The organism is Erwinia pyri (genome assembly GCF_030758455.1).
Taxonomy (GTDB): Bacteria; Pseudomonadota; Gammaproteobacteria; order Enterobacterales; family Enterobacteriaceae; genus Erwinia; species Erwinia pyri.
In genome coordinates this window covers 1099405-1124634 of the sequence record NZ_CP132353.1, presented here as the reverse complement: position 1 = coordinate 1124634, position 25230 = coordinate 1099405, and the positions used below count along the sequence as shown (strand labels likewise).

The window sequence follows — 25230 nt, the reverse complement described above, 5'->3', positions numbered from 1 at the left end:
TGTAGCGGATAGCCTGCCGTGCAGGCTGTTCGCTGCCCACGCTAAAAATCACTTAAAATAAGGATACCCCATGCGTAAAGCATTATTAGCCGCCGCATTGACGACTCTGGTTGCCACTCAGGTTTCCGCCGCTGACCTGCCCGGTAAAGGCATTACCGTTAAGCCACTGCAAAGCACCATTTCAGAAGAGACCTTCCAGACTCTGCTGGTCAGCCGTGGCCTCGAGAAGTTGGGTTACACCGTTGAAGAGCCGGGTGAAGTGGATTACAACGTTGCCTATACTTCGATTGCTTCCGGTGACGCCACCTTCATCGCCACCAACTGGCAACCGCTGCACGATGATATGTATAAAGCCGCCGGTGGCGACGAGAAGTTCTACCGTAAAGGCACCTACGTTGAGGGCGCAGCCCAGGGTTATCTGATCGACAAGAAAACCGCTGAAAAATATCATATTACCCGCATCGATCAGCTGAAAGATCCCAAGATCGCCAAGCTGTTTGACACCAATAATGACGGCAAGGCCGATCTGACCGGCTGTACGCCTGGCTGGGGCTGCGAGGCGGTGATCAACCACCAGATCAAAGCTTTTGATCTGAGCAACACCGTTGAGCATAACCAGGGTAACTACGCCGCCCTGATTGCCGACACCATCACCCGCTTTAAACAGGGTAAGCCGATCCTCTATTACACCTGGACACCTTACTGGGTCAGCGATGTGTTAGTGCCCGGTCGTGATACCGTCTGGCTGCAGGTGCCATTCTCCTCTATGCCTGGCGAACAGAAAGATATCGATACCAAGCTGCCTAACGGCGCGAACTATGGTTTCCCGGTGAACACCATGCATATCGTGGCGAACAAAGCCTGGGCTGAGAAAAACCCGGCTGCGGCAAAACTCTTCTCCGAAATGAAGCTGCCTATTGCTGATATCAATGCGCAAAATTCACGCATGCATCAGGGGCAGTCTTCCGAAGCTGATATCAACGCCCATGTTGATGGCTGGATCAAAGCACACCAGGCGCAGTTCGACGGCTGGGTTAAAGATGCCATGGCTGCTGCTAAGTAAGCCTGAGCAGCGTTAATGCTCACCGCGGTTTAAGCGGTGAGGGTCAATGAATAAGGGGGACGCTGGCGTCGCCCCTTTTTTTATTCTGCTCACTGTCTGCAATTAACCTGTGAGCAAAATAGTCATTTCGGTTACTATTACGTTAATATTATTGCTAATTTACTGAGCGCCATGAAATCCCCGCAAGCCACCCTTACTCCTTCCCTGGTTCTTCTGATGTCCGTGGCAACGGGCTTATCTGTGGCCTGCAACTATTACGTGCAGCCTTTGCTGGAAACGGTTGCCCGCACTTTTCATCTCTCCGTTAATCAGGCCGGCTTTATTGTCACTACCGCACAGCTGGGCTATGCCGCCGGGCTACTGCTACTGGTACCGCTGGGCGATATGCTGGAACGGCGCGGACTGATTGTCGGCATGAGCCTGCTGGCTGCCGGAGGGATGGTGATAACCGCCCTCTCCCCTACGCTTCCCATTATGCTGCTGGGCACGGTTCTCACCGGGCTCTTTTCGGTGGTGGCGCAAATCCTGGTGCCCTTAGCCGCCACGCTGGCAGCGCCGGAGAAGCGAGGTAAGGTTGTCGGCACGGTGATGAGCGGCCTGCTGTTGGGGATCCTGCTGGCGCGGACTGTCGCAGGCGGGCTGGCGCAAATCGGGGGCTGGCGCACCGTCTACTGGGTAGCCAGCGGACTGATGCTCCTGATGGCGCTGGTGCTGTGGCGCGTTCTGCCGCGCTACCAGCAATCCGTCTCCCTCAGTTATGGTCAACTGCTGAAGTCGATCTTCAGCCTCTACGCCACAACGCCCCTTTTACGCACCCGCGCCATTATCGGCTCTCTTGCCTTTGCCAACTTCAGCGTACTCTGGACCTCAATGGCGTTTTTGCTCGCCTCTCCGCCTTATGGCTATTCGGAAGGGATGATTGGCTTACTGGGTCTGGTGGGTGCCGCCGGGGCGCTGGCGGCACGTCAGGCAGGATCGCTGGCCGATAAAGGGAAGGCCCGCCTCACCACTACTGCGGGCTTACTGATTATGCTCGTCTCATGGGCTGTTACCGCATTGGGTAATCACTCGCTGGTCGCATTAATCATTGGTATTATCCTGCTGGATCTGGCTGTCCAGGGGGTTCATATTACAAATCAGAGTGTTATCTATCGCCAGATGCCGGAAGCGCGTAATCGTCTTACCGCAGGTTATATGACCAGCTACTTTATTGGCGGCGCAGCAGGCTCGCTGGTTTCAGCCACGGCTTATCAACATGCAGGCTGGCTGGGCGTTTGCGCAGCCGGGGCTCTCTTAACAATACTTAATCTGTTGAGCTGGTGGCGTGGCTCACATAATGAGCTGGCTACTCCTTAGCCTGCAAATAGTAAATAGCGTATATTTCCGGCCTGCTGCCCTGTTAAGCGGTTACACACTCTGGTATGGTTAGTTTGCACTTATTCAGATCGGTTATTTTTTCGGATGAAACTATTAAGTCACAGGCAGGAAGACGTTCAGAATGGCTGAGTACATTGATGAACGGGACAGCAGTGATGAAGGTCAGATCTTTGTGGGGAAAAGCCAGACAGGTTTTCAGCCTGTCAACCATGTTTGCCACCTGATTAAGACCACCTCTGGCTTCACTTCGCTGGGCTTGAGTTATCTTAGCACTTCTTCTGCTCCTGTCCGCCGTTTGTCACGACTCTCACCGGCTCTGCCCCGTTTTCCCGGTCTGCCGCTTCGTCAGCAGAGTGCGTTTTTGGCCTCCCCGCAGGGATTTTGGCCACTCCGGTATGACCATTTATCACACCCGCAGCCTCATATTGGCGGCTGCTGAGCGCCCTGGGTTATGGAGTGACCTGGAAATTACTGATGGTGCCCACCGGCTTGCGAGTAAGCCCTGCCGGCAGAAATGTGTTAGTGGCCATTCACCATCGTTACGATACCAGTTGCAACTTATGAGGTTCCCAGATGGAAAGTTCGTTTACCCCCATTGAACAGATGCTAAATTTCCGTGCTAACCGTCAGAAAGATTTTCCTTTACAGGAAATTATGCTGACCCGCCTCTGTATGCATATGCAGAGCAAATTGCTGGAAAACCGCAATAAAATGCTCAAGGCTCAGGGGATTAACGAGACGTTGTTTATGGCTCTGATCACCCTGGATGCCCAGGAAGATCACAGCATTCAGCCCTCCGAACTCAGCGCAGCGCTGGGTTCATCCCGTACTAACGCCACCCGTATCGCGGATGAGCTGGAAAAACGTGGCTGGATTGAGCGCCGCGAAAGCGACAACGACCGCCGTTGTCTGCACCTGCACCTGACGGAAAAAGGCCATGAGTTCCTGCGTCAGCTGCTGCCTCCTCAGCACAAATGTCTGCAGTTATTGTGGTCTTCTCTGAATGCCTCAGAGAAATCACAGCTGGAAGGCATCACTCGCAAATTACTGAACCGTCTTGACCAGATGGATGAAGAGGAAGTGGTGACCTCCCTTTCCCGGTAACCTTTTCGGCAATAGCATATTGTGCGACGACCCGCCTGCCAGTAACCGCTATTTTAAACCGCGAATTTTTGACTTATGCCAGCGCTAACACGCTGGCATTTTAGAATCCGGGAATGACCAAGGTTGTTACCCGATGGCATGGATAAGTGGAGAACAAAAATGAGTGCAAATGCGGAGAACGTCAGCCCGCAACCGCCAGCCAATAAAAAGAAAAAACGTAAAACAGCGTTAATTTTTCTGGCTGTGCTGTTCATTCTGATCGGGGTTGCGTATCTGGTGTACTGGTTTATGGTGCTGCGCCATTATCAGGAAACCGATGATGCTTATGTCGCGGGTAACCAGGCGCAGGTGATGGCGCAGGTGGCTGGTAGCGTCAATAAGGTGTGGTTCGATAACACCGATTACGTCAAAAAAGGGGATGTACTGGTTTCCCTGGATAAAACGGATGCAGAGCAGGCGTTTGAAAAAGCGCAGACGGCGCTGGCCACTACCGTTCGCCAGACGCATCAGCTGATCATCAATGGCCGCCAGTATCAGGCCAGCATCGATCTGCAAAAAACCGCGCTTGAGCAGGCGCAGTCAGATCTTAAGCGGCGTGAGCCGTTAGGTGCCGCCAATCTGATTGGTCGTGAAGACCTGCAGCATGCGCGTGATGCCGTGGCTACCGCCAAAGCGCAGCTTGATGTTGCTATGCAGCAGTTCAATGCTAACCAGGCGATGATCCTTAACACTTCGCTGGAAAATCAGCCTGCGGTAAAACAGAGTGCGGCAGAGTTACGTGATGCCTGGCTGGCATTACAGCGCACCGACGTGGTCAGCCCGATTGATGGTTATGTTTCCCGCCGCAGCGTGCAGGTTGGCTCTCAGATTACCTCTACCACGCCACTGCTGGCGGTTGTCCCGGCACACAATCTTTGGGTGGACGCCAACTTCAAAGAAACCCAGCTGGCGGGCGTCCGCATCGGGCAGCCAGCCACGGTAGTCAGTGATATTTATGGCGACGATGTGGTCTACCACGGCAAAGTGGTGGGTCTGGATATGGGGACAGGCAGCGCCTTCTCACTGCTGCCGGCGCAGAACGCTACGGGCAACTGGATTAAAGTCGTTCAGCGCCTGCCGGTCCGTATTGAGCTGGATGCTGAAGAAGTGGCTAAACATCCGTTGCGTATCGGACTGTCGACGCTGGTGAACATTGATACCGCCAATACCGACGGCGGCGTCCTCGCCACCAGCGTTCGTTCAACGCCGGCCTATGAAACCAACGCGCTGGCACTGGATTTAGCGCCAGCTAACCAGATGATTGCCGATATCATCCGCGCCAATGCAGGCTGAAAAAGCGGGAGGCTGTTGTGGCACAAAAACCGCTTGAGGGAACTCAGCTTGTTCTGATGACCATCGCGCTGTCGCTGGCCACGTTTATGCAGGTGCTGGACTCCACCATCGCTAACGTGGCTATTCCGACTATCGCCGGGAACCTGGGGGCATCTAACTCGCAGGGGACCTGGGTCATCACTTCGTTTGGGGTGGCTAACGCCATTTCGATCCCGATTACCGGCTGGCTGGCGAAACGTGTAGGTGAAGTAAAGCTGTTCCTCTGGTCCACGGCGGCCTTTGCCGTGGCCTCCTGGCTGTGCGGCATGTCCGACAGCCTGACGATGCTGATCTTCTTCCGTGTGGTGCAGGGCGTGGTGGCGGGTCCGCTGATCCCGCTTTCACAGAGTTTACTGCTCAACAATTATCCCCCCGCCAAGCGAAGTATCGCCCTGTCGTTATGGGCGATGACGGTGATCGTTGCGCCTATCTGCGGTCCGATTCTGGGCGGCTGGATCAGCGATAACTATCACTGGGGCTGGATCTTCTTTATCAACGTGCCGATAGGCGTAGTGGTGGTGATGCTGACGCTGCAAACCCTGCGAAACCGGGAAACGGCAACGGTGGTCCGGCCTATTGATACTGTGGGGCTGGTGTTGCTGGTGGTGGGTATTGGCTGTCTGCAGATCATGCTGGACCGGGGTAAAGAGCTGGACTGGTTCAGCTCGCCAGAAATAGTGGTATTGACGGTGGTGGCGGTCATCGCGCTCCTTGTTTTACTGGTCTGGGAGCTGACGGACGATCATCCGATAGTGGATCTCTCGCTGTTTAAATCGCGAAACTTCACTATTGGCTGCGTGTCGATAAGCCTGGCCTATATGCTCTACTTCGGTTCAATAGTGCTGCTGCCGCAGCTGCTGCAGGAGGTCTATGGCTACACGGCAACCTGGGCGGGTCTGGCATCGGCCCCGGTGGGAATAATACCGGTGATCCTGTCGCCCATTATTGGCCGGTTCGCGCATAAGCTGGATATGCGAAAGCTGGTCACTTTCAGCTTCATCATGTATGCCGTCTGCTTCTACTGGCGAGCCTATACGTTTGAGCCGGGGATGAACTTTGGTGCCTCTGCATGGCCGCAGTTTATTCAGGGATTCGCCGTGGCCTGCTTCTTTATGCCGCTGACCACCATCACCCTGTCCGGGCTGCCGCCTGAACGGATGGCGGCGGCATCCAGCCTGTCAAACTTTACGCGAACGCTGGCGGGTTCTATCGGGACATCGATAACCACCACGTTGTGGACAAACAGGGAGTCGATGCACCACAGCTATCTCAGCGAGTCTGTAAACCCTTACAACGTTAACTCGCAGGAGATGTACAGCAAGCTGGAACAGCTCGGCATGACGCACGATCAGGCTTCCTCCTGGATAGCGCAGCAGATCACCAATCAGGGGCTGATTATCTCTGCAAACGAGATTTTCTGGGTCTCTGCGGGCATATTCCTGGTGCTGTTGGTGGTGATCTGGTTTGCCCGTCCACCGTTCAGTTCTGGCGGCGGCGGCGGCGGAGCGCACTGATATTCAGCTAAAAAAAACGGGCCCTTGCGGGGCCCGTTTTTCATTTTAGCAACAGCTTAAGCGTTCTGACGCCACCATTCTGCAAGCAGAATGCCGGTCGCCACCGAAACGTTCAGACTTTCCACGTTGCCGGTTCCACTGATGGAGACGCTCAGATCGCCCTGTTGCCAGGTGCTGTCTGACAGACCATCGCTCTCCTGACCCAGCACCAGCACCATTTTAGCGGGCAGTTCAGCCTGCGCTAACGGCGTGCCTTTGTGACTGGAGGTGGTAACAATGGTGTAGCCCGCTTTACGGAAAGCGTTCAGACCCGCCACAAAGCTTTCGCCACTGATCGCCTGAACATGCTCGGCCCCGCCTTCTGCCGTGCGCACTGCTGCACCCGACTCCAGTAAGGAAGCATCATCCACCAGCACACCTTTCGCGCCGAAGTGCGCACAGCTGCGCATCATGCCGCCCAGGTTGTGCGGGTTGCCAATCTGCTCCAGTGCCAGCACGCAATCTTTCTCACCCGCGTTAGCCAGCCACTCACTCACTGGCATACCGGAGCGCTTCTTGATCAGGAAGCAGACGCCACCGTGGTGCTCAGTGCCGGACGCTTTAGCCAGTTCGGCCTCATCCACCACATGATACGCCTTACGGTTGGCCGCCATCCATTTCAGCGCCTCACGGAAACGCGGGGTCACTTCCTGGACAAACCAGGCACGCACGATGCAGTCCGGGCGGCTCTGGAACAGCGCCTGGCAGGCGTTTTCGCCATACACGCGCGTCTCTTCCAGTCGCTGACGACGGATCTGCTCCGGGTCGATATAGCTTTTCCCGCTGATGCCACCGTGATCCGGTTTATTATCATCGGGTGCTGACGGCGCGCGTGAAACCGTGCGCCATGGCGATTCACCCGGTGCTACGTCGCGATCGCGCCCGCCACGCGGCTTGCTTTCTGTATTACGTGAAGGACGACGACTGCCATCCTGACGAGGTCCACCTTTACCGGTACGGGGATTTGCCCCGCCTTTGTTACTCTCGTCTTCACCGCGGACATACATCACTTTGACTTTACCGCTTTTACCTTTAAATTCGTCGTTCATTTTCCCTCCACCTGGCTGAGCGCGAAGCGCGCAGAGTACCTGATGTGACGGCGCTTAGCTATTAACTTCCACTAAAAGCGTCTGTTGTGCCGGATCCGGGCAGCCTGCCCCGGATCGGAGAGGCTGTCAGTCACAGCCTATTATACCCATTGAACAAATCTCTTTGTTGCCAGCAAGCCGGACACGCATAATTATCAGCTATGACTCAGGAATGCGGTAAGTGAATGCTTACCCTTAATCATCACCGAGGTGAATCAATGAATACGGTTTGTAGTTCATGCCAGGCGACGAATCGCGTTCCGCCAGAGCGCATGGCTGAAGGCGCAAAATGCGGTCGCTGCGGCGACCCTCTCTTTGTTGGCGAAGTGATCAATGCCACCACGGCAACGCTGGATAAATATCTGCAGGACGACCTGCCAGTCGTCGTCGACTTCTGGGCGCCCTGGTGCGGTCCCTGCGTTAACTTCGCGCCAGTTTTTAAGAATGTGGCGGAAGAGCGCAGCGGTAAGGTCCGCTTTTTAAAAGTGAACACCGAAGCGGAGCCGGAACTCAGCGCCCGTTTTCGCATTCGCAGTATCCCTACCATTATGGTCTTTAAACAGGGCCAGATGGTGGATATGCTTAATGGCGCCATGCCGAAAGCCCCGTTTGAGTCGTGGCTTGACGAAAACATTTGATCTATTTCTCCTGTGGTCAGGCCTGCCTGACCACTACTGCTCCCGCCCCGTTTCCGCTAGAATAGCGTTTTCCCTGAATTCGCTCCCATGACTGATAACGCTGTCCTGCGCCTGCGCGCTGAACGTCTTGCCCGTGCCACCCGTCCCTTTCTTGCCCGCGGCAACCGCACCCTTCGCTGCCAGCGCTGCCTGCTTCCGCAAAAAAATTGCCTCTGCGCCACGCTGCAGCCTCAACAGGCCCGCAGCCGTTTCTGCCTGGTGATGTTTGATACCGAGCCGATGAAGCCCAGTAATACGGGACGGCTGATTGCGGATATTCTTCCTGATACGCAGGCTTTTAGCTGGTCACGAACCGAGCCCGATCCTGCGCTGCTGGCAGCGGTAGAGGATCCGGACGTGCAGCCGCTGGTGGTTTTTCCTGAGTCATATGCGGATGCCGGACGAGCGGTTATCAATCAACCGCCGATGAGCGGCAAGCCGCCTCTTTTCATTATGCTGGATGGCACCTGGACCGAGGCGCGCAAGATGTTCCGCAAAAGTCCGTGGCTGGATAGTTTTCCGGTGATGTCACTGACGCTTAACCGCCCCTCAAATTACCAGCTTCGCGAGGTGCATGCGGAAGGCCAGCACTGTACTGCTGAAGTTGCCGCTGAATTACTGCTTCAGGCTGGTGATACCGCCGCCGGGGAGGCGCTGTTCAGCCATTTCGATCTGTTCCGCCAGCGCTATCTGGCCGGTAAACCGCATCATCCGGTTCACCAAAATGCGGCTCAGCACCAGGAAACCTTCCCCTGATCGTTCTATTCTGACTGGCGATAACGGGCAGAGTGAACAGAACAGGTTAGAATCAGGGAATCTTCTTAAGGGAGTCAAGAATGAGCCAGCGTGGATTAGAAGCCCTGTTACGACCTAAATCGATAGCGGTGATTGGCGCCTCCTCCCGCCCGGAGCGGGCGGGATATCTGATGATGCGTAATCTGCTGGCGGGAGGATTTAATGGCCCTGTGCTGCCCGTCAATCCGAGGTATAAAGCCGTTTGCGGCGTGCTTACCTGGCCAGACATTGCCAGCCTGCCGCTCTCCCCCGATCTGGCGATCCTCTGTACGCATGCCAGCCGCAATCTTGAACTGCTCCGCCAGCTGGGCGTACGGGGCTGCAAAGCGTGCATTATTCTTTCTGCCCCGGCAAGCCAGCTGGAGGCGCTGAAGCGGTGCGCCAGCGAATGGCAAATCCGTCTGCTTGGCCCCAACAGTCTTGGCCTGCTGGCGCCCTGGCAGGGACTTAACGCCAGTTTTTCACCCGTGCCGATCCAGAAGGGCAAGCTGGCGTTTATCTCCCAGTCTGCCGCCGTCTCTAATACCATTCTGGACTGGGCGCAACAGCGGCAGCTCGGCTTCTCCTGGTTTATTGCGCTGGGCGACAGCCTGGATATTGATGCGGACGATCTGCTGGACTTCCTGGCGAGAGATGGCAAAACCAGCGCTATTTTGCTCTACCTTGAGCATCTGAGCGATGCCCGTCGGTTTGTCTCTGCCGCCCGCAGCGCTTCGCGCAATAAGCCTATTCTGGTGATCAAAAGCGGCCGCAGCCAGCAGGCACAGCAGTTACTGAAAACGCATGCAGGTCTTGATGCCGCCTGGGATGCAGCAATCCAGCGCGCCGGTTTGCTGCGTGTGCAGGATACCCACGAGCTCTTTTCCGCCGTAGAGACGTTGAGCCATATGCGTCCCTTGCGCGGTGAACGGCTGATGATTATCAGTAACGGCGCGGCCCCTGCCGCACTCGCCCTTGACGCCTTAGAGGCGAGAAACGGCAGGCTGGCGAAATTAAGTGAGGACCTGCTGACCGATCTGCAAAGTCTGTTATCCGATGAGATAAACGCAGGGAATCCGCTCGATTTAAAAGATGATGCCACGCCTGAGCGCTACATCCAGGTTGTCTCGCGACTGCTGGAGAGCACCGATATTGATGCGCTGATGATTATCCACGCGCCAAGCGCCGTGGCGCCCGCCACGTTAACGGCGCAGCGGCTGATTGAAACGATTCTCCGGCATCCCCGCGCAAAGCAGCTTACGCTGCTGACTAACTGGTGCGGGGAGTTCTCCTCCCCGGAGGCACGCAGATTGTTCAGCGATGCCGGTATTCCAACCTACCGAACGCCCGAAGGCACAGTTACCGCCTTTATGCATATGGTGGAGTATCGCCGTAACCAGAAGCAGCTTCGCGAAACCCCCGCTTTGCCCGCTAATCTCACTGCCAATACTACAGAGGCGCATCAGTTGATCCGCGCCGCGCTGGACGAAGGGGCAACCACGCTGGATACGCATGAAGTTCAGGCCATTTTGCAGGCCTATGGCCTGAGTACGCTGCCGACATGGATAGCGAGCGACAGTGTGGAGGCGGTGCATATTGCCGGTCAGATTGGCTACCCGGTGGCGCTGAAACTGCGCTCACCCGATATTCCCCATAAGTCAGAGGTTCAGGGTGTGATGCTCTACCTGCGCACTGCCAGCGAAGTGCAGCAGGCAGCGGAAGCCATTATCGACAGGGTAAAGCTCGCCTGGCCGCAAGCCAGGATCCACGGGCTGCTGGTTCAGAGCATGGCTAATCGCGCTGGCGCTCAGGAGTTACGGATTGTTGTCGAGCAGGACCCGGTTTTCGGCCCCATGATCATGTTAGGCGAAGGCGGGATAGAGTGGCAGGCAGATCAGCAGGCCGTCGTAGCCCTGCCTCCTCTTAATATGACGCTGGCCCGCTATCTGGTGATTCAGGCGATTAAAAGCGGCAAAATCCGCAGCCGTAGCGCGCTTCAGCCGCTTGATATCACCGGGATCAGTCAGGTGCTGGTGCAGGTTTCTAACCTTATTGTGGACTGCCCTGAAATTGTCCGGCTCGATATTCACCCGCTGCTTGCCGCAGGCAGTGAATTTTCACTGCTCGATGTCACCATGCAGCTGGCTGATTTTGAGGGTGACCCGGAAGCGCGGCTGGCTATTCGCCCCTATCCGCATGCGCTGGAAGAGCAGGTTACCTTAAAGAATGGCGACGCTTGCCTGTTTCGCCCTATCCTGCCGGAAGATGAACCGCTGCTCAGAGAGTTTATCGATCGGGTAACCAAGGAAGATCTCTATTATCGCTACTTCAGCGAGATCAACGAGTTCACTCATGACGATTTGGCTAACATGACGCAAATCGACTACGATCGGGAGATGGCAATTGTTGCAGTACGTAAACATCACGGCAGCGACGAAATCATCGGCGTGACGCGAGCAATTTCCGATGCTGATAACATTGATGCCGAGTTTTCGGTACTGGTACGATCGGATCTTAAAGGTCTGGGCCTTGGCCGGCGGTTATTAGAGAAAATGATTGTTTACACCCGCCAGCATGGTTTGCAGCAGTTAAATGGCATTACCATGCCGGGAAATCAGGGAATGATAGCCCTGGCGCGTAAGCTTGGGTTTGCCGTAGATGTGCAGATTGAAGACGGTATTGTGGGTCTTTCGCTCACACTTTGCACATCCTGATAATGTCTGGAAACGTAAAACTAAAACCATCGCAGCCAACTAATGGTAATATTCGCGGTTAGAGTGATGATTTTATGGCAAAAGGCCATTCCATGAACAGAGAAGATACGCACTGTGATGTTGTCTAAATTCAAACGTAATAAACACCAACAGCACCTTGCGGACCTGCCAAAACTGGCGCAGTCGGCGGCTGATTTCAGCACGTTGTATTCAGCGGCTGACTTTCGCCAGACTCTGCTGGAAAAAATCGCCGGTGCCACCAGGCGCATCTGTATTGTGGCGCTTTACCTTGAGAACGACGATGGTGGGCGCAGCATTCTTGAAGCGCTGTATGAAGCGAAGCGTCTGCGGCCTGAGCTGGATGTTCGCGTGCTGGTTGACTGGCATCGTGCACAGCGTGGCCGCATCGGCGCCGCACGTACCGCGACCAATGCAGACTGGTATTGCGAGCTGGCCGATAACCACCCCGACATCAAAATTTCTGTTTATGGCGTGCCGGTCAACACGCGTGAAGCGCTTGGCGTTCTTCACCTTAAAGGCTCGATCATTGACGATCTGCTCTTTTACACCGGTGCCAGCCTGAACGATGTTTATCTGCATCAGCACGATAAGTACCGCTACGATCGCTATCAGCTTATTACCAACCCGGCGCTTGCTGACACCATGTTCAACTGGATAGAAACCAATCTGATCCAGGCTGAAGCCGTTCACCGGCTCGATCAGCATGAACGTCCCAAAAGCCCGGAAATCAAAAATGAAACGCGCCAGTTCCGTCAGGATCTGCGCGGGTTTGATTATCAGTTTAAGGGCAACGCCAGTAATGAGCAGTTGGCGGTCACGCCGCTGGTTGGATTGGGTAAACGCAGCCTGCTGAATAAGACTATCTTTCATCTGATGCCCTGTGCCGAGCAGAAGCTGACGCTCTGCACGCCCTATTTCAATATGCCGGCCATTCTGGTGCGTAACATCATCTGGCTGCTGCGGCAGGGAAGAGAAGTTGAGATTATCGTTGGTGATAAGACCGCTAATGATTTTTATATTCCGGAAGATCAGCCGTTTAAAATTATCGGCGCGCTGCCTTATCTGTATGAAATTAATCTTCGCCGTTTCCTGAGCCGCCTGCAATACTACGTTACCAACGGGCAGCTGACCGTGCGCCTGTGGAAAGAGGGTGAAAACAGTTATCACCTCAAAGGTATGTGGGTTGACGATGAATGGATGCTGATTACCGGAAATAATCTCAATCCACGCGCCTGGCGGCTGGATCTGGAAAATGCCGTTTTAATCCACGATCCCCTGCAGCAGCTCACTGCACAAAGCAGCCACGAGCTGGGTCTGATCCGCGAGAATACGACGATCGTGCAGCATTACCGCGATCTGGAAAGCATTGCTGATTATCCGCTGAAAGTGCGCAAGCTGATCCGCCGTCTGCGTAGGATCCGCATTGACAGACTGATCAGTCGGATCCTGTAAGTTCGCCTCTTTCAGGCCCTGTCAGTGACGGGGCCTTTTTACAGGAAGCTTTATGCGCAAACTGCTGTTGCTGATAGTTCTCTGCTGTACCGGCTGCACGCACATGGCTCAGGACAGCTGGACTGGCAAAGATAAATCTCAGCACTTCTTCTCCTCCGCTTTTCTTACCGCAGCCGGAAACGCGTATGGTGAAAAGCAGCACTGGAGCGAAGGCCGGAGCGCCAGTTTTGGCCTGATGTTTGCCATCAGCCTGGGCGCAGCGAAGGAACTTTATGACAGCCGTCAGGGCGGAACGGGATGGAGCTGGAAGGATTTTAGCTGGGATATAGCCGGTGCAGCCACCGGCTATACGTTATGGAACATCACCCGCTGAGAGTGATGCCCTTTTCTTTCATCTACAGCTTCTGCTTATAACCTGATGCCGTTTCCTCTCCGGTGCAGCAGCAGTGAGACCAGGAAAGCAACCGCGCCCATAGCAGAGACATACCAGAAGAAACTGGTTTCATTGCCCGCCGCCTTCAGCGACAGCGCCACGTACTCCGCCGACCCGCCAAACACCGCATTAGCCACCGCATAAGATAATCCCACCCCCAGCGCGCGCACTTCAGCCGGGAACATTTCCGCCTTCAGGATCCCACTGATTGAGGTATAGAAACTGGTGATCAGCAGAGAAATCATCACCAGCGTAAAGGCAAGCCACGGACTGTTAACGCTTTGTAGCATCGTCAGCACCGGAACAGTACAGATCGCTGCCAGTCCGCCAAAGATCAGCATTGAGCTTCGACGACCAATTTTATCGGAGAGCGCCCCAATCAGGGGCTGTACCAGCATAAAGATGAACAGCGCAGCGGTCATTATGGCGCTAGCCGTTCTGGTATCCATGCCCGAGGTATTCACCAGATATTTCTGCATATAGGTCGTAAAGGTGTAGAAACTCAGCGAACCGCCCGCGGTGAATCCCAGAACCATGATAAAAGCACGACGATTTTTCCACAGCCCTCTCAGAGAACCGGCATCTTTATGTTCACGCGTTTTGCTGTCTGAAGTTTCATTCAGTGAACGGCGCAGGTAAAGTGCAACAACAGCCAGCACGGCACCCAGCGCAAACGGGATGCGCCAGCCCCAGGCACGAAGCTCCTCGTCACTGAGAATTTGCTGCAATACGACAACAGTGAGCAGAGCCAGCAGCTGCCCTCCGATCAACGTAACGTACTGGAAGGAAGCGTAAAATCCTTTTTTCCCCTCAACTGCGACTTCACTCATATAGGTGGCGCTGGTGCCATACTCCCCGCCTACAGAGAGTCCCTGGAACAGGCGGGCCAGCAGTAAAAGCGCGGGTGCCCAGACCCCAATCGTTCCGTATCCCGGCAGGCAGGCAATGACCAGCGATCCAAAGCACATCATGCAAACTGATATCAACATCGATTTCTTACGGCCGTGCTTATCGCCAATGTAACCAAACAGCCAGCCGCCAATGGGACGCATCAGAAAGCCTGCAGCAAAGACGCCCGCCGTTTGCAGCAGTTGCGTAGTAGGGTTTCCGCTGGGGAAAAAGACGTGGGCAAAATAGAGGGAGCAGAAAGAATAGACATAAAAATCAAACCATTCCACCAGGTTCCCGGATGAAGCGCCAACAATTGCCCAGATCCTTTGACGCGTACTGAGAGCATCTTTCACTGCTTCAGGCTGCCGTTGTGATGTGGCATCTGCCATATAATTAACCTCTTTTTTATTCCTTGCTAATAATTAGCGACAGAAGTGAAACAACAACCTGCAGTAAACCTTACTGGCTGGCGGTTAACGACTTGTTTTTAGTGTTGTTGTTACAGAACTGTGAAGTAGATTGGATTATAGAGCAAGAATTTACAGAGACAAAAAAAGGCCCCGTGCGTCAGCGCGGGGCCCTTTCGTTATTCTTCTGCGCCGGTGAGGCAGTGTGCCTGACCTGCGGACCCTTTCCCGCCCTGCGCATTTTCACGGCGCGCAGACGCAAAAAACCCCAACCTTGCGGTCGGGGTTATTGCTTTATTTAATGCCTGGCAGTTCCCTACTCTCGCATGGGGAGACCCCACACTACCATCGGCGCTACGGCGTTTCACTTCTGAGTTCGGCATGGGGTCAGGTGGGACCACCGCGCTAAAGCCGCCAGGCAGATTCTGTCATTCACGCCGCCCTCGCAGGCCGCGTAAATCAATCCGTCACAAGCTGAAAATCTCTGTTGCGTCTCTCAGACGCCACCAGAACGCTTCTGGTGTTGTAAGGTTAAGCCTCACGGGTCATTAGTACCGGTTAGCTCAACGCATCGCTGCGCTTACACACCCGGCCTATCAACGTCGTAGTCTTCAACGTCCCTTCAGGGGCCTTAAAGGCCCAGGGAAGATTCATCTCGAGGCAAGTTTCGCGCTTAGATGCTTTCAGCGCTTATCTTTTCCGCACTTAGCTACCGGGCAGTGCCATTGGCATGACAACCCGAACACCAGTGGTGCGTTCACTCCGGTCCTCTCGTACTAGGAGCAACCCCTCTCAATCTTCCAGCGCCCACGGCAGATAGGGACCGAACTGTCTCACGACGTTCTAAACCCAGCTCGCGTACCACTTTAAACGGCGAACAGCCGTACCCTTGGGACCTACTTCAGCCCCAGGATGTGATGAGCCGACATCGAGGTGCCAAACACCGCCGTCGATATGAACTCTTGGGCGGTATCAGCCTGTTATCCCCGGAGTACCTTTTATCCGTTGAGCGATGGCCCTTCCATACAGAACCACCGGATCACTAAGACCTGCTTTCGCACCTGCTCGAGCCGTCACTCTCGCAGTCAAGCTAGCTTATGCCTTTGCACTAACCTCACGATGTCCGACCGTGATTAGCTAACCTTCGTGCTCCTCCGTTACTCTTTGGGAGGAGACCGCCCCAGTCAAACTACCCACCAGACACTGTCCCCACGCCGGATCACGGCGCCAGGTTAGAACATCAAACGTTAAAGGGTGGTATTTCAAGGTTGGCTCCACGCAGACTGGCGTCCGCGCTTCAAAGCCTCCCACCTATCCTACACATCAAGGCTCAATGTTCAGTGTCAAGCTGTAGTAAAGGTTCACGGGGTCTTTCCGTCTTGCCGCGGGTACACTGCATCTTCACAGCGAGTTCAATTTCACTGAGTCTCGGGTGGAGACAGCCTGGCCATCATTACGCCATTCGTGCAGGTCGGAACTTACCCGACAAGGAATTTCGCTACCTTAGGACCGTTATAGTTACGGCCGCCGTTTACCGGGGCTTCGATCAAGAGCTTCTCCTTGCGGATAACCCCATCAATTAACCTTCCGGCACCGGGCAGGCGTCACACCGTATACGTCCACTTTCGTGTTTGCACAGTGCTGTGTTTTTAATAAACAGTTGCAGCCAGCTGGTATCTTCGACTGGCTTCGGCTCGGGGAGCAAGTCCCTCCACCTACGCGCCAGCGTGCCTTCTCCCGAAGTTACGGCACCATTTTGCCTAGTTCCTTCACCCGAGTTCTCTCAAGCGCCTTGGTATTCTCTACCTGACCACCTGTGTCGGTTTGGGGTACGATTCTGTGTTACCTGATGCTTAGAGGCTTTTCCTGGAAGCAGGGCATTTGTTGCTTCATCACCGTGGTGACTCGTCATCACGCCTCAGCCTTAAAGCGTTCCGGATTTGCCTGGAACGCAAGCCTACACGCTTAAACCGGGACAACCGTCGCCCGGCCAACATAGCCTTCTCCGTCCCCCCTTCGCAGTAACACCGAGTACAGGAATATTAACCTGTTTCCCATCGACTACGCCTTTCGGCCTCGCCTTAGGGGTCGACTCACCCTGCCCCGATTAACGTTGGACAGGAACCCTTGGTCTTCCGGCGAGCGGGCTTTTCACCCGCTTTATCGTTACTTATGTCAGCATTCGCACTTCTGATACCTCCAGCAGTCCTCACAGACCACCTTCAACGGCTTACAGAACGCTCCCCTACCCAACAACACATAAGTGTCGCTGCCGCAGCTTCGGTGCATGGTTTAGCCCCGTTACATCTTCCGCGCAGGCCGACTCGACCAGTGAGCTATTACGCTTTCTTTAAATGATGGCTGCTTCTAAGCCAACATCCTGGCTGTCTGTGCCTTCCCACATCGTTTCCCACTTAACCATGACTTTGGGACCTTAGCTGGCGGTCTGGGTTGTTTCCCTCTTCACGACGGACGTTAGCACCCGCCGTGTGTCTCCCGTGATAACATTCTCCGGTATTCGCAGTTTGCATCGGGTTGGTAAGCCGGGATGGCCCCCTAGCCGAAACAGTGCTCTACCCCCGGAGATGAGTTCACGAGGCGCTACCTAAATAGCTTTCGGGGAGAACCAGCTATCTCCCGGTTTGATTGGCCTTTCACCCCCAGCCACAGGTCATCCGCTAATTTTTCAACATTAGTCGGTTCGGTCCTCCAGTTAGTGTTACCCAACCTTCAACCTGCCCATGGCTAGATCACCGGGTTTCGGGTCTATACCCTGCAACTTAACGCCCAGTTAAGACTCGGTTTCCCTGCGGCTCCCCTATACGGTTAACCTTGCTACAGAATATAAGTCGCTGACCCATTATACAAAAGGTACGCAGTCACACCACGAAGGTGCTCCCACTGCTTGTACGTACACGGTTTCAGGTTCTGTTTCACTCCCCTCGCCGGGGTTCTTTTCGCCTTTCCCTCACGGTACTGGTTCACTATCGGTCAGTCAGGAGTATTTAGCCTTGGAGGATGGTCCCCCCATATTCAGACAGGATGTCACGTGTCCCGCCCTACTCATCGAACTCACAGCAAGTGCAGCTTCGTGTACGGGAGTATCACCCTGTACCCTGCGACTTTCCAGACGCTTCCACTGCTGCACAAACTGATTCAGGTTCTGGGCTGTTCCCCGTTCGCTCGCCGCTACTGGGGGAATCTCGGTTGATTTCTTTTCCTCTGGGTACTTAGATGTTTCAGTTCCCCAGGTTCGCCTTGCAGCACTATGTATTCATGCTGCAATGATGCACGAGTGCACCGGGTTTCCCCATTCGGGTATCGTCGGGTATAACGGTTCATATCACCTTACCGACGCTTATCGCAGATTAGCACGCCCTTCATCGCCTCTGACTGCCTAGGCATCCACCGTGTACGCTTAGTCACTTAACCTCACAACCCACAAGCGTCCCGAAGAACACTGTCTGTTGCAGGCATTTGAGAGACTCGAACGCATCGTTCTGTTCACCCTTATTACGGAGGGTAAACACGACGCGTCGTTTCAATTTTCAGCTTGTTCCGGGTTGTTAAAGAGCAAATATCTCAAACGTGACTCATCCTTGCGGAGAGAATCAGTTTTGAGATACTGGTTGATAATGTCTTTCACTCATTATCAGGATGGCGTCCCCAAGGGGATTCGAACCCCTGTTACAGCCGTGAAAGGGCAGTGTCCTGGGCCTCTAGACGATGGGGACTCTGTTACTGTTGCTCATTACTTCTATCAGACAATCTGTGTGAGCACTACGCGGGAAGGTATCTTCAGGTAAGGAGGTGATCCAACCGCAGGTTCCCCTACGGTTACCTTGTTACGACTTCACCCCAGTCATGAATCACAAAGTGGTAAGCGCCCTCCCGAAGGTTAAGCTACCTACTTCTTTTGCAACCCACTCCCATGGTGTGACGGGCGGTGTGTACAAGGCCCGGGAACGTATTCACCGTAGCGTTCTGATCTACGATTACTAGCGATTCCGACTTCACGGAGTCGAGTTGCAGACTCCGATCCGGACTACGACGCACTTTATGAGGTCCGCTTGCTCTCGCGAGGTCGCTTCTCTTTGTATGCGCCATTGTAGCACGTGTGTAGCCCTGGCCGTAAGGGCCATGATGACTTGACGTCATCCCCACCTTCCTCCGGTTTGTCACCGGCAGTCTCCTTTGAGTTCCCGCCATTACGCGCTGGCAACAAAGGATAAGGGTTGCGCTCGTTGCGGGACTTAACCCAACATTTCACAACACGAGCTGACGACAGCCATGCAGCACCTGTCTCACGGTTCCCGAAGGCACTAAGGCATCTCTGCCGAATTCCGTGGATGTCAAGGCCAGGTAAGGTTCTTCGCGTTGCATCGAATTAAACCACATGCTCCACCGCTTGTGCGGGCCCCCGTCAATTCATTTGAGTTTTAACCTTGCGGCCGTACTCCCCAGGCGGTCGACTTAACGCGTTAGCTCCGGAAGCCACGCCTCAAGGGCACAACCTCCAAGTCGACATCGTTTACGGCGTGGACTACCAGGGTATCTAATCCTGTTTGCTCCCCACGCTTTCGCACCTGAGCGTCAGTCTTTGTCCAGGGGGCCGCCTTCGCCACCGGTATTCCTCCAGATCTCTACGCATTTCACCGCTACACCTGGAATTCTACCCCCCTCTACAAGACTCTAGCCTGCCAGTTTCAAATGCAGTTCCCAGGTTAAGCCCGGGGATTTCACATCTGACTTGACAGACCGCCTGCGTGCGCTTTACGCCCAGTAATTCCGATTAACGCTTGCACCCTCCGTATTACCGCGGCTGCTGGCACGGAGTTAGCCGGTGCTTCTTCTGCGGGTAACGTCAATCGGTAAGGTTATTAACCTTACCGCCTTCCTCCCCGCTGAAAGTACTTTACAACCCGAAGGCCTTCTTCATACACGCGGCATGGCTGCATCAGGCTTGCGCCCATTGTGCAATATTCCCCACTGCTGCCTCCCGTAGGAGTCTGGACCGTGTCTCAGTTCCAGTGTGGCTGGTCATCCTCTCAGACCAGCTAGGGATCGTCGCCTAGGTGAGCCGTTACCCCACCTACTAGCTAATCCCATCTGGGCACATCCGATGGCGTGAGGCCCGAAGGTCCCCCACTTTGCTCTTGCGAGGTTATGCGGTATTAGCTACCGTTTCCAGTAGTTATCCCCCTCCATCAGGCAGTTTCCCAGACATTACTCACCCGTCCGCCACTCGTCACCCAAAGAGCAAGCTCCTCTGTGCTACCGTCCGACTTGCATGTGTTAGGCCTGCCGCCAGCGTTCAATCTGAGCCATGATCAAACTCTTCAATTAAAAGTTCGATTTGCTTAAACAAGTTAAGCGGTGCTCAAGTGTAAAACACTCATAATGAATTTCATTATGTGTTCACTCTTAAGACTTGATATTTTCTGCGCCCTGCGGCGCTGATATCAATCCTGCGAGTGCCCACACAGATTGTCTGATAAATTGTTAAAGAGCGTTGCGGTAAGCGCCCTGAGGCGTTACTGCGAGGTGGCGTATATTACGCTTTCCTCCTTCGGAGTCAACAACATTTTCAGAAGTTTTTCTCCGGCGGTTCAGCTTCCTGACCCTCTCAACCCGGCGGCCGGTAAGCCGTTGTTCCGTGTCAGTGGAGGCGCATTATAGGGAGTTTCTGGCAGGTCGCAAGCCCTGAATGCAAAAAATTATTCAAGCGCTCACCTTTTAACCAAAATCAGATAAAACGGCAGTTTTTAGCCTGGTTAATAAACAAAAATGGGCCCGAAGGCCCATTTTTTAGCGGCATAATTACTGTGTTGCCACAATAACGCCATCCTTAACGTCCATTTCAATCGGTTTTCCGGGAACCAGAGCACCAGAAAGTATCTGTTGCGCCAGCGGGTTTTCAATCTGCTGTTGAATAGCGCGCTTCAGCGGCCTTGCACCGTAAACCGGGTCATAACCATTTTCACCCAACAGTTGCAGCGCACTCTCAGAGATAGTCAGTTCGAATCCACGGTCAGCCAGTCGGTCATAAAGACGTTGCAGCTGAATCTTCGCTATAGAAGCAATATGCTTCTCACCTAATGGATGGAACACCACCAGCTCATCTATACGGTTAATGAACTCCGGACGGAAGTGCTGGCCGACTACGGTCATCACTACCTCTTTCATTTCCGGATAGCTGAGTGCACCGAAGCGTTCCTGAATCAAATCGGACCCCAGGTTAGAGGTCATGATCACCACGCTGTTACGGAAGTCGACCGTTCTGCCCTGCCCATCGGTCAGGCGGCCATCGTCCAGCACCTGCAACAGAATGTTGAACACATCCGGATGCGCTTTTTCAACTTCATCCAGCAGGATGACGGAATAAGGACGACGCCGGACCGCCTCGGTCAGGTAACCGCCCTCTTCATATCCGACGTAACCCGGAGGTGCCCCCACCAGACGGGAGACAGAATGCTTCTCCATAAATTCGGACATATCGAGGCGCACCATCGCATCGTCACTGTCGAACATAAAGTTAGCCAGTGCCTTACAAAGTTCAGTTTTACCCACCCCGGTTGGCCCCAGGAACAGGAACGAACCAATCGGCCGGTTCGGATCGGCCAGCCCTGCCCGACTCCGGCGGATCGCATTAGAGACAGCTTCAACGGCTTCGTTCTGTCCGATAACGCGCTGATGCAGGTCCTGCTCCATGCGCAGCAGTTTCTCCCGCTCCCCTTCCATCATCCGGTCCACGGGGATACCGGTCCAGCGCGCCAGCACGTCAGCGATTTCAACTTCGGTAACGCGGTTGCGCAGCAGACGCATCGTTTTGCCTTCAGATTGGGTCGCCAGCGCCAGCTGTTTCTCCAGTTCAGGGATCTTCCCGTACTGCAGCTCAGACATCTGCGCAAGGTCACCCATACGGCGGGCCTGCTCCATAGAAAGCTTCGCCTGCTCCAGTTCAGCTTTAATTGTCTGCGTTCCTGAAAGAGAGGCTTTTTCTGCTTTCCACTCCTCTTCCAGCTCAGAGTAGTCACGCTCTTTCTGAGTCAGCTCGGTTTCCAGCATTTCCAGACGCTTGATGCTGGCATCGTCTGACTCTTTCTTCAGCGCCTGCTGCTCCAGTTTCAGCTGGATAATGCGGCGCTCCAGCCGGTCCAGCGCTTCAGGTTTGGAATCGATCTGCATACGAATGCTGGAAGCAGCCTCATCGATAAGGTCGATAGCCTTGTCCGGAAGCTGGCGGTCAGCAATGTAGCGATGCGATAAGGTCGCCGCTGCCACGATCGCCGGGTCAGTAATCTGTACATGGTGATGCAGTTCATAACGCTCTTTCAGCCCGCGCAGAATAGCAATGGTATCTTCCACACTTGGCTCAGCCACAAACACCTTCTGGAAACGACGTTCCAGCGCGGCATCTTTTTCAATGTACTGGCGATATTCGTCGAGCGTAGTCGCGCCAACGCAGTGCAGCTCCCCACGAGCCAGCGCAGGCTTCAGCATGTTGCCGGCATCCATTGCGCCATCGGCTTTGCCCGCGCCAACCATGGTGTGCAGCTCATCGATAAACAGAATGACGTTGCCTTCCTGCTTCGAGAGATCGTTGAGCACGCCTTTCAGACGTTCTTCAAACTCACCACGGTATTTAGCACCGGCCACCAGCGCACCCATATCCAGCGCAAGCACCCGACGGCCTTTCAGCCCTTCCGGCACTTCGCCATTGATGATGCGCTGAGCAAGGCCTTCCACGATCGCCGTTTTACCGACGCCAGGTTCACCGATCAGTACCGGGTTATTTTTAGTCCGGCGTTGCAGAACCTGGATAGTGCGGCGGATCTCTTCGTCACGACCAATTACCGGATCTAATTTGCCCGACTCCGCCCGTTCGGTCAGATCGATGGTGTATTTTTTTAAAGCCTGGCGCTGATCTTCAGCTCCCTGGTCGTTCACGTTTTCGCCTCCACGCAGTTGGTCGATTGCTTTGCTCAGTTTGTCGCTGGTTGCACCGGCAGATTTTAAAAGGTCCGCCAGTGAGCCACGCGATTCCAGAGCGGCCAGCACAAACAGTTCGGATGAGATGAAATTGTCAGCGCGTTTTTGGGCCAGCTTGTCGCAGAGATTAAGGACGCGAACCAGGTCAGCAGAGGGCTGAACGTCGCCATCCGTGCCTTCAACCTGCGGCAGACGGCCGATAGCCTGATCGACGCCGTTTCGTAAGGCAGCCACATCAACGCCAGCTGTAGTGAGTAAAGGACGAACGGATCCCCCTTCCTGAGTCAGTAAAGCACTCATCAGGTGGAGAGGTTCGATAAATTGATTGTCGCGCCCCAGGGCTAAAGACTGGGCATCGGCGAGAGCGAGCTGAAATTTATTAGTAAGACGATCCAGACGCATAATTCCCCCATTCAGGTCAAATTGCTACTGGAGATTAAATGAGGTCAACCCTCAAATTTTCAAGTTTAATGACCTAAATATATTGGTGAAAAATACATCATTCTGGACCGTCTTATGGCGCTAGATTATATCAGCCAGATCAAACTTGCCATACGGCCCGTGACGCCATTGCGTCGGAAAGAGAAGAACTTAGCGGGATCGGAAACGGTACAAAGGCCGCCACCCGTGATGTGGCGTACTCCGCTGCGCTTCAGACGCGCCCTGGCAAGCTGCCAAATATCAGCATAATATTTTTCACCCACTGCACGAAAAGCCGCAGCATCGTGCAAATTTTGTGCTAAAAAGGCTTCCCTTACCTCTGCACCTACCTCAAAAGCGTCGGGGCCGATAGCGGGACCAAGCCAGACCGTGACCTCTTCGGGCGGCGCCAGAAACGTTGCCAGCGTCGCTTCCAGTACGCCTGCACACAGTCCACGCCAACCGGCATGAGCCGCTGCCACTTCTTTACCATCCACCGAGCAAAAAAGCACCGGCAGGCAGTCCGCCGTCATCACCGCGCAGGGTAACCCCTGTTCACGGGTGTAAACGGCATCAGCACGAAGGGTTTGAGGAGTGTTTCGGGTAAGATGAAGGACATCGGTGCCGTGAATCTGCTCCAGCCAGAGTGGTTGAGTGGGCATTGCACCCAACTCAACCAGTCGCTGACGATTGGCTGCCACATGCAGGGGATCATCCCCTACATGGGCACCAAGATTCAGTGAATCCCAGGGAGCGCCGCTTACGCCGCCCACCCTGGTCGAGCTTATGGCTCGCACCGTTGAGGGCAGTGCCCACTCAGGTTTGATCAGGCTCATTACCAATCCAGCTGATGCTTAAACTCTTCGGTATCCGCTTTCAGGGCAGCGATAAGATCGACCATATCCTGCGGTAACGGCGCGTGCCATTCCATTTCGATACCGCTGATTGGATGGTAAAGACGCAGCATGGTGGCATGCAGCGCCTGGCGGTCGAACGAACGCAGCGTGCCGATAAACGCTTCGGATGCGCCTTTAGGCGGGCGGGGACGGCCACCGTATAACGGATCGCCCACCAGCGGATGGCTGATATGCGACATATGAACACGGATCTGGTGAGTACGGCCGGTCTCAAGACGCAAACGCAAACGGGTATGCGCACGGAAGTGCTCCATAATGCGGTAATGTGTGGTAGCTGGTTTACCCATCGGGTGCACCGCCATATGCGTGCGTTTGGTGGAGTGACGGCTGATAGGCTCATCCACTGTGCCCCCTGCCGTCATTCTGCCAATCGCTACCGCTTCATATTCACGGGTGATCTCTCTTAATTGCAGAGATTCCACCAGGTGCGTCTGCGCAGGCACGGTTTTCGCCACAACCATCAGGCCAGTTGTGTCTTTGTCCAGGCGGTGAACGATACCCGCACGTGGAACATCAGAGATTGCCGGGAAGTGATGTAACAGTGCATTCAGCACCGTGCCATCGGGATTCCCGGCGCCGGGGTGCACCACCAGGCCGCGAGGCTTGTTGATCACCAGAATGTCTTCATCTTCGTAGACGATGTCTAAAGGGATATCCTGCGCTTCCCAGCGCGCTTCCTCTTCAATTTCTGCATCAATAGCGATTTGTTCGCTGCCAAGCACTTTTTCTTTTGGTTTGTCGATGATTACGCCATTGACGGTGACGCGACGGTCGAGAATCCACTCTTTTATGCGAGATCGGGAATAATCAGGGAACAATTCGGCCAAAGCCTGATCTAAGCGTTGTCCGAGTTGCGATTCGGATACCGTTGCGTTGAATTTTACTTGTTGTGCCATAAACAGCTTCTTCGTTAACGTTGGGTTTTCACGGCGATGCCGTTTAATATAATGTGCTATTGTACCTGGTCACTATCGGG

At 54.4% G+C, this 25230-nt stretch carries 15 protein-coding genes, 1 tRNA gene and 3 rRNA genes; 10 read left to right on the top strand and 9 right to left on the bottom strand.

Annotated features, from left to right (window positions below):
* The first annotated feature begins 70 nt into the window (after window positions 1-70).
* From proX to emrB, 5 genes are all read left to right on the top strand, one after another.
* A complete protein-coding gene (gene proX, locus Q3V30_RS05250) occupies window positions 71-1063 on the top strand; it encodes a glycine betaine/L-proline ABC transporter substrate-binding protein ProX (protein ID WP_306211177.1) in 993 nt (330 codons plus the stop codon).
* A 171-nt stretch (window positions 1064-1234) separates the two neighbouring features.
* A complete protein-coding gene (locus tag Q3V30_RS05245) occupies window positions 1235-2419 on the top strand; it encodes an MFS transporter (RefSeq protein ID WP_306211176.1) in 1185 nt (394 codons plus the stop codon).
* Window positions 2420-3013: 594 nt separating this feature from the next.
* Window positions 3014-3544, top strand: a complete 531-nt coding sequence (gene mprA / locus Q3V30_RS05240) for a transcriptional repressor MprA (RefSeq protein WP_306211175.1) — start codon at window positions 3014-3016, stop codon at window positions 3542-3544.
* A gap of 159 nt (window positions 3545-3703) precedes the next feature.
* Window positions 3704-4876: a multidrug efflux MFS transporter periplasmic adaptor subunit EmrA gene (emrA, locus tag Q3V30_RS05235; protein WP_306211173.1), complete on the top strand. Its 1173-nt coding sequence runs from the start codon at window positions 3704-3706 to the stop codon at window positions 4874-4876.
* A gap of 17 nt (window positions 4877-4893) precedes the next feature.
* The gene (gene emrB / locus Q3V30_RS05230) at window positions 4894-6429 is read left to right on the top strand and encodes a multidrug efflux MFS transporter permease subunit EmrB (RefSeq protein ID WP_428979237.1); all 1536 of its coding nucleotides are present in this window, start codon (window positions 4894-4896) and stop codon (window positions 6427-6429) included.
* 56 nt (window positions 6430-6485) lie between these two features.
* Here the strand turns inward: emrB and Q3V30_RS05225 are convergent, their stop codons facing one another.
* A complete protein-coding gene (locus Q3V30_RS05225; protein ID WP_306211171.1) occupies window positions 6486-7517 on the bottom strand; it encodes a tRNA/rRNA methyltransferase in 1032 nt (343 codons plus the stop codon).
* A gap of 257 nt (window positions 7518-7774) precedes the next feature.
* On the opposite strand from Q3V30_RS05225, the gene trxC reads away from it, so the two are divergent.
* The 5 genes from trxC (at window position 7775) to Q3V30_RS05200 (ending at window position 13567) form a co-directional block, all read left to right on the top strand.
* A complete protein-coding gene (gene trxC, locus Q3V30_RS05220; RefSeq protein WP_306211169.1) occupies window positions 7775-8194 on the top strand; it encodes a thioredoxin TrxC in 420 nt (139 codons plus the stop codon).
* 87 nt (window positions 8195-8281) lie between these two features.
* Entirely contained in the window at window positions 8282-8989 is a 708-nt protein-coding gene (locus Q3V30_RS05215; RefSeq protein ID WP_306211167.1) for a tRNA-uridine aminocarboxypropyltransferase, read from the top strand.
* A gap of 80 nt (window positions 8990-9069) precedes the next feature.
* The gene (locus Q3V30_RS05210) at window positions 9070-11721 is read left to right on the top strand and encodes a bifunctional acetate--CoA ligase family protein/GNAT family N-acetyltransferase (protein WP_306211165.1); all 2652 of its coding nucleotides are present in this window, start codon (window positions 9070-9072) and stop codon (window positions 11719-11721) included.
* Between the two features lie 114 nt (window positions 11722-11835).
* Window positions 11836-13194, top strand: coding sequence for a CDP-diacylglycerol--serine O-phosphatidyltransferase (gene pssA, locus Q3V30_RS05205; RefSeq protein ID WP_306211163.1), 1359 nt, complete (start codon window positions 11836-11838; stop codon window positions 13192-13194).
* Between the two features lie 52 nt (window positions 13195-13246).
* Window positions 13247-13567: a YfiM family lipoprotein gene (locus Q3V30_RS05200; protein ID WP_306211162.1), complete on the top strand. Its 321-nt coding sequence runs from the start codon at window positions 13247-13249 to the stop codon at window positions 13565-13567.
* A gap of 35 nt (window positions 13568-13602) precedes the next feature.
* Here the strand turns inward: Q3V30_RS05200 and Q3V30_RS05195 are convergent, their stop codons facing one another.
* The 8 genes from Q3V30_RS05195 to rluD all read right to left on the bottom strand — a co-directional run bounded on the left by Q3V30_RS05195 (window position 13603) and on the right by rluD (window position 25150).
* Window positions 13603-14907: an MFS transporter gene (locus Q3V30_RS05195; RefSeq protein WP_306211160.1), complete on the bottom strand. Its 1305-nt coding sequence runs from the start codon at window positions 14905-14907 to the stop codon at window positions 13603-13605.
* Between the two features lie 321 nt (window positions 14908-15228).
* A 5S ribosomal RNA gene (rrf, locus tag Q3V30_RS05190) occupies window positions 15229-15344 on the bottom strand.
* Between the two features lie 108 nt (window positions 15345-15452).
* Window positions 15453-18357: ribosomal RNA gene (locus Q3V30_RS05185) — 23S ribosomal RNA — on the bottom strand.
* Window positions 18358-18583: 226 nt separating this feature from the next.
* Window positions 18584-18659: transfer RNA gene (locus tag Q3V30_RS05180), tRNA-Glu, on the bottom strand.
* A gap of 69 nt (window positions 18660-18728) precedes the next feature.
* A 16S ribosomal RNA gene (locus Q3V30_RS05175) occupies window positions 18729-20271 on the bottom strand.
* Together the 16S, 23S and 5S rRNA genes with 1 tRNA gene alongside form the textbook arrangement of a ribosomal RNA operon.
* Before the next feature lie 474 nt (window positions 20272-20745).
* Window positions 20746-23319, bottom strand: coding sequence for an ATP-dependent chaperone ClpB (gene clpB, locus Q3V30_RS05170; protein WP_306211158.1), 2574 nt, complete (start codon window positions 23317-23319; stop codon window positions 20746-20748).
* A gap of 125 nt (window positions 23320-23444) precedes the next feature.
* Complete coding sequence (yfiH, locus tag Q3V30_RS05165) at window positions 23445-24173, bottom strand: purine nucleoside phosphorylase YfiH (protein WP_306211155.1); 729 nt, start codon at window positions 24171-24173, stop codon at window positions 23445-23447.
* Window positions 24173-25150, bottom strand: a complete 978-nt coding sequence (rluD, locus tag Q3V30_RS05160; protein WP_306211153.1) for a 23S rRNA pseudouridine(1911/1915/1917) synthase RluD — start codon at window positions 25148-25150, stop codon at window positions 24173-24175. Before rluD ends, yfiH begins: the two co-directional genes overlap by 1 nt.
* Window positions 25151-25230 lie beyond the last annotated feature (80 nt).

Excerpts from the sequence above, each read along its gene's own strand:
- proX (WP_306211177.1), top strand. The coding sequence starts at position 71 with ATGCGTAAAGCATTATTAGCCGCCGCATTGACGACTCTGGTTGCCACT.
- Q3V30_RS05245 (WP_306211176.1), top strand. The coding sequence starts at position 1,235 with ATGAAATCCCCGCAAGCCACCCTTACTCCTTCCCTGGTTCTTCTGATG.
- mprA (WP_306211175.1), top strand. The coding sequence starts at position 3,014 with ATGGAAAGTTCGTTTACCCCCATTGAACAGATGCTAAATTTCCGTGCT.
- emrA (WP_306211173.1), top strand. The coding sequence starts at position 3,704 with ATGAGTGCAAATGCGGAGAACGTCAGCCCGCAACCGCCAGCCAATAAA.
- Q3V30_RS05225 (WP_306211171.1), bottom strand. The coding sequence starts at position 7,517 with ATGAACGACGAATTTAAAGGTAAAAGCGGTAAAGTCAAAGTGATGTAT.
- trxC (WP_306211169.1), top strand. The coding sequence starts at position 7,775 with ATGAATACGGTTTGTAGTTCATGCCAGGCGACGAATCGCGTTCCGCCA.
- Q3V30_RS05215 (WP_306211167.1), top strand. The coding sequence starts at position 8,282 with ATGACTGATAACGCTGTCCTGCGCCTGCGCGCTGAACGTCTTGCCCGT.
- Q3V30_RS05210 (WP_306211165.1), top strand. The coding sequence starts at position 9,070 with ATGAGCCAGCGTGGATTAGAAGCCCTGTTACGACCTAAATCGATAGCG.
- Q3V30_RS05200 (WP_306211162.1), top strand. The coding sequence starts at position 13,247 with ATGCGCAAACTGCTGTTGCTGATAGTTCTCTGCTGTACCGGCTGCACG.
- Q3V30_RS05195 (WP_306211160.1), bottom strand. The coding sequence starts at position 14,907 with ATGGCAGATGCCACATCACAACGGCAGCCTGAAGCAGTGAAAGATGCT.
- clpB (WP_306211158.1), bottom strand. The coding sequence starts at position 23,319 with ATGCGTCTGGATCGTCTTACTAATAAATTTCAGCTCGCTCTCGCCGAT.
- yfiH (WP_306211155.1), bottom strand. The coding sequence starts at position 24,173 with ATGAGCCTGATCAAACCTGAGTGGGCACTGCCCTCAACGGTGCGAGCC.
- rluD (WP_306211153.1), bottom strand. The coding sequence starts at position 25,150 with ATGGCACAACAAGTAAAATTCAACGCAACGGTATCCGAATCGCAACTC.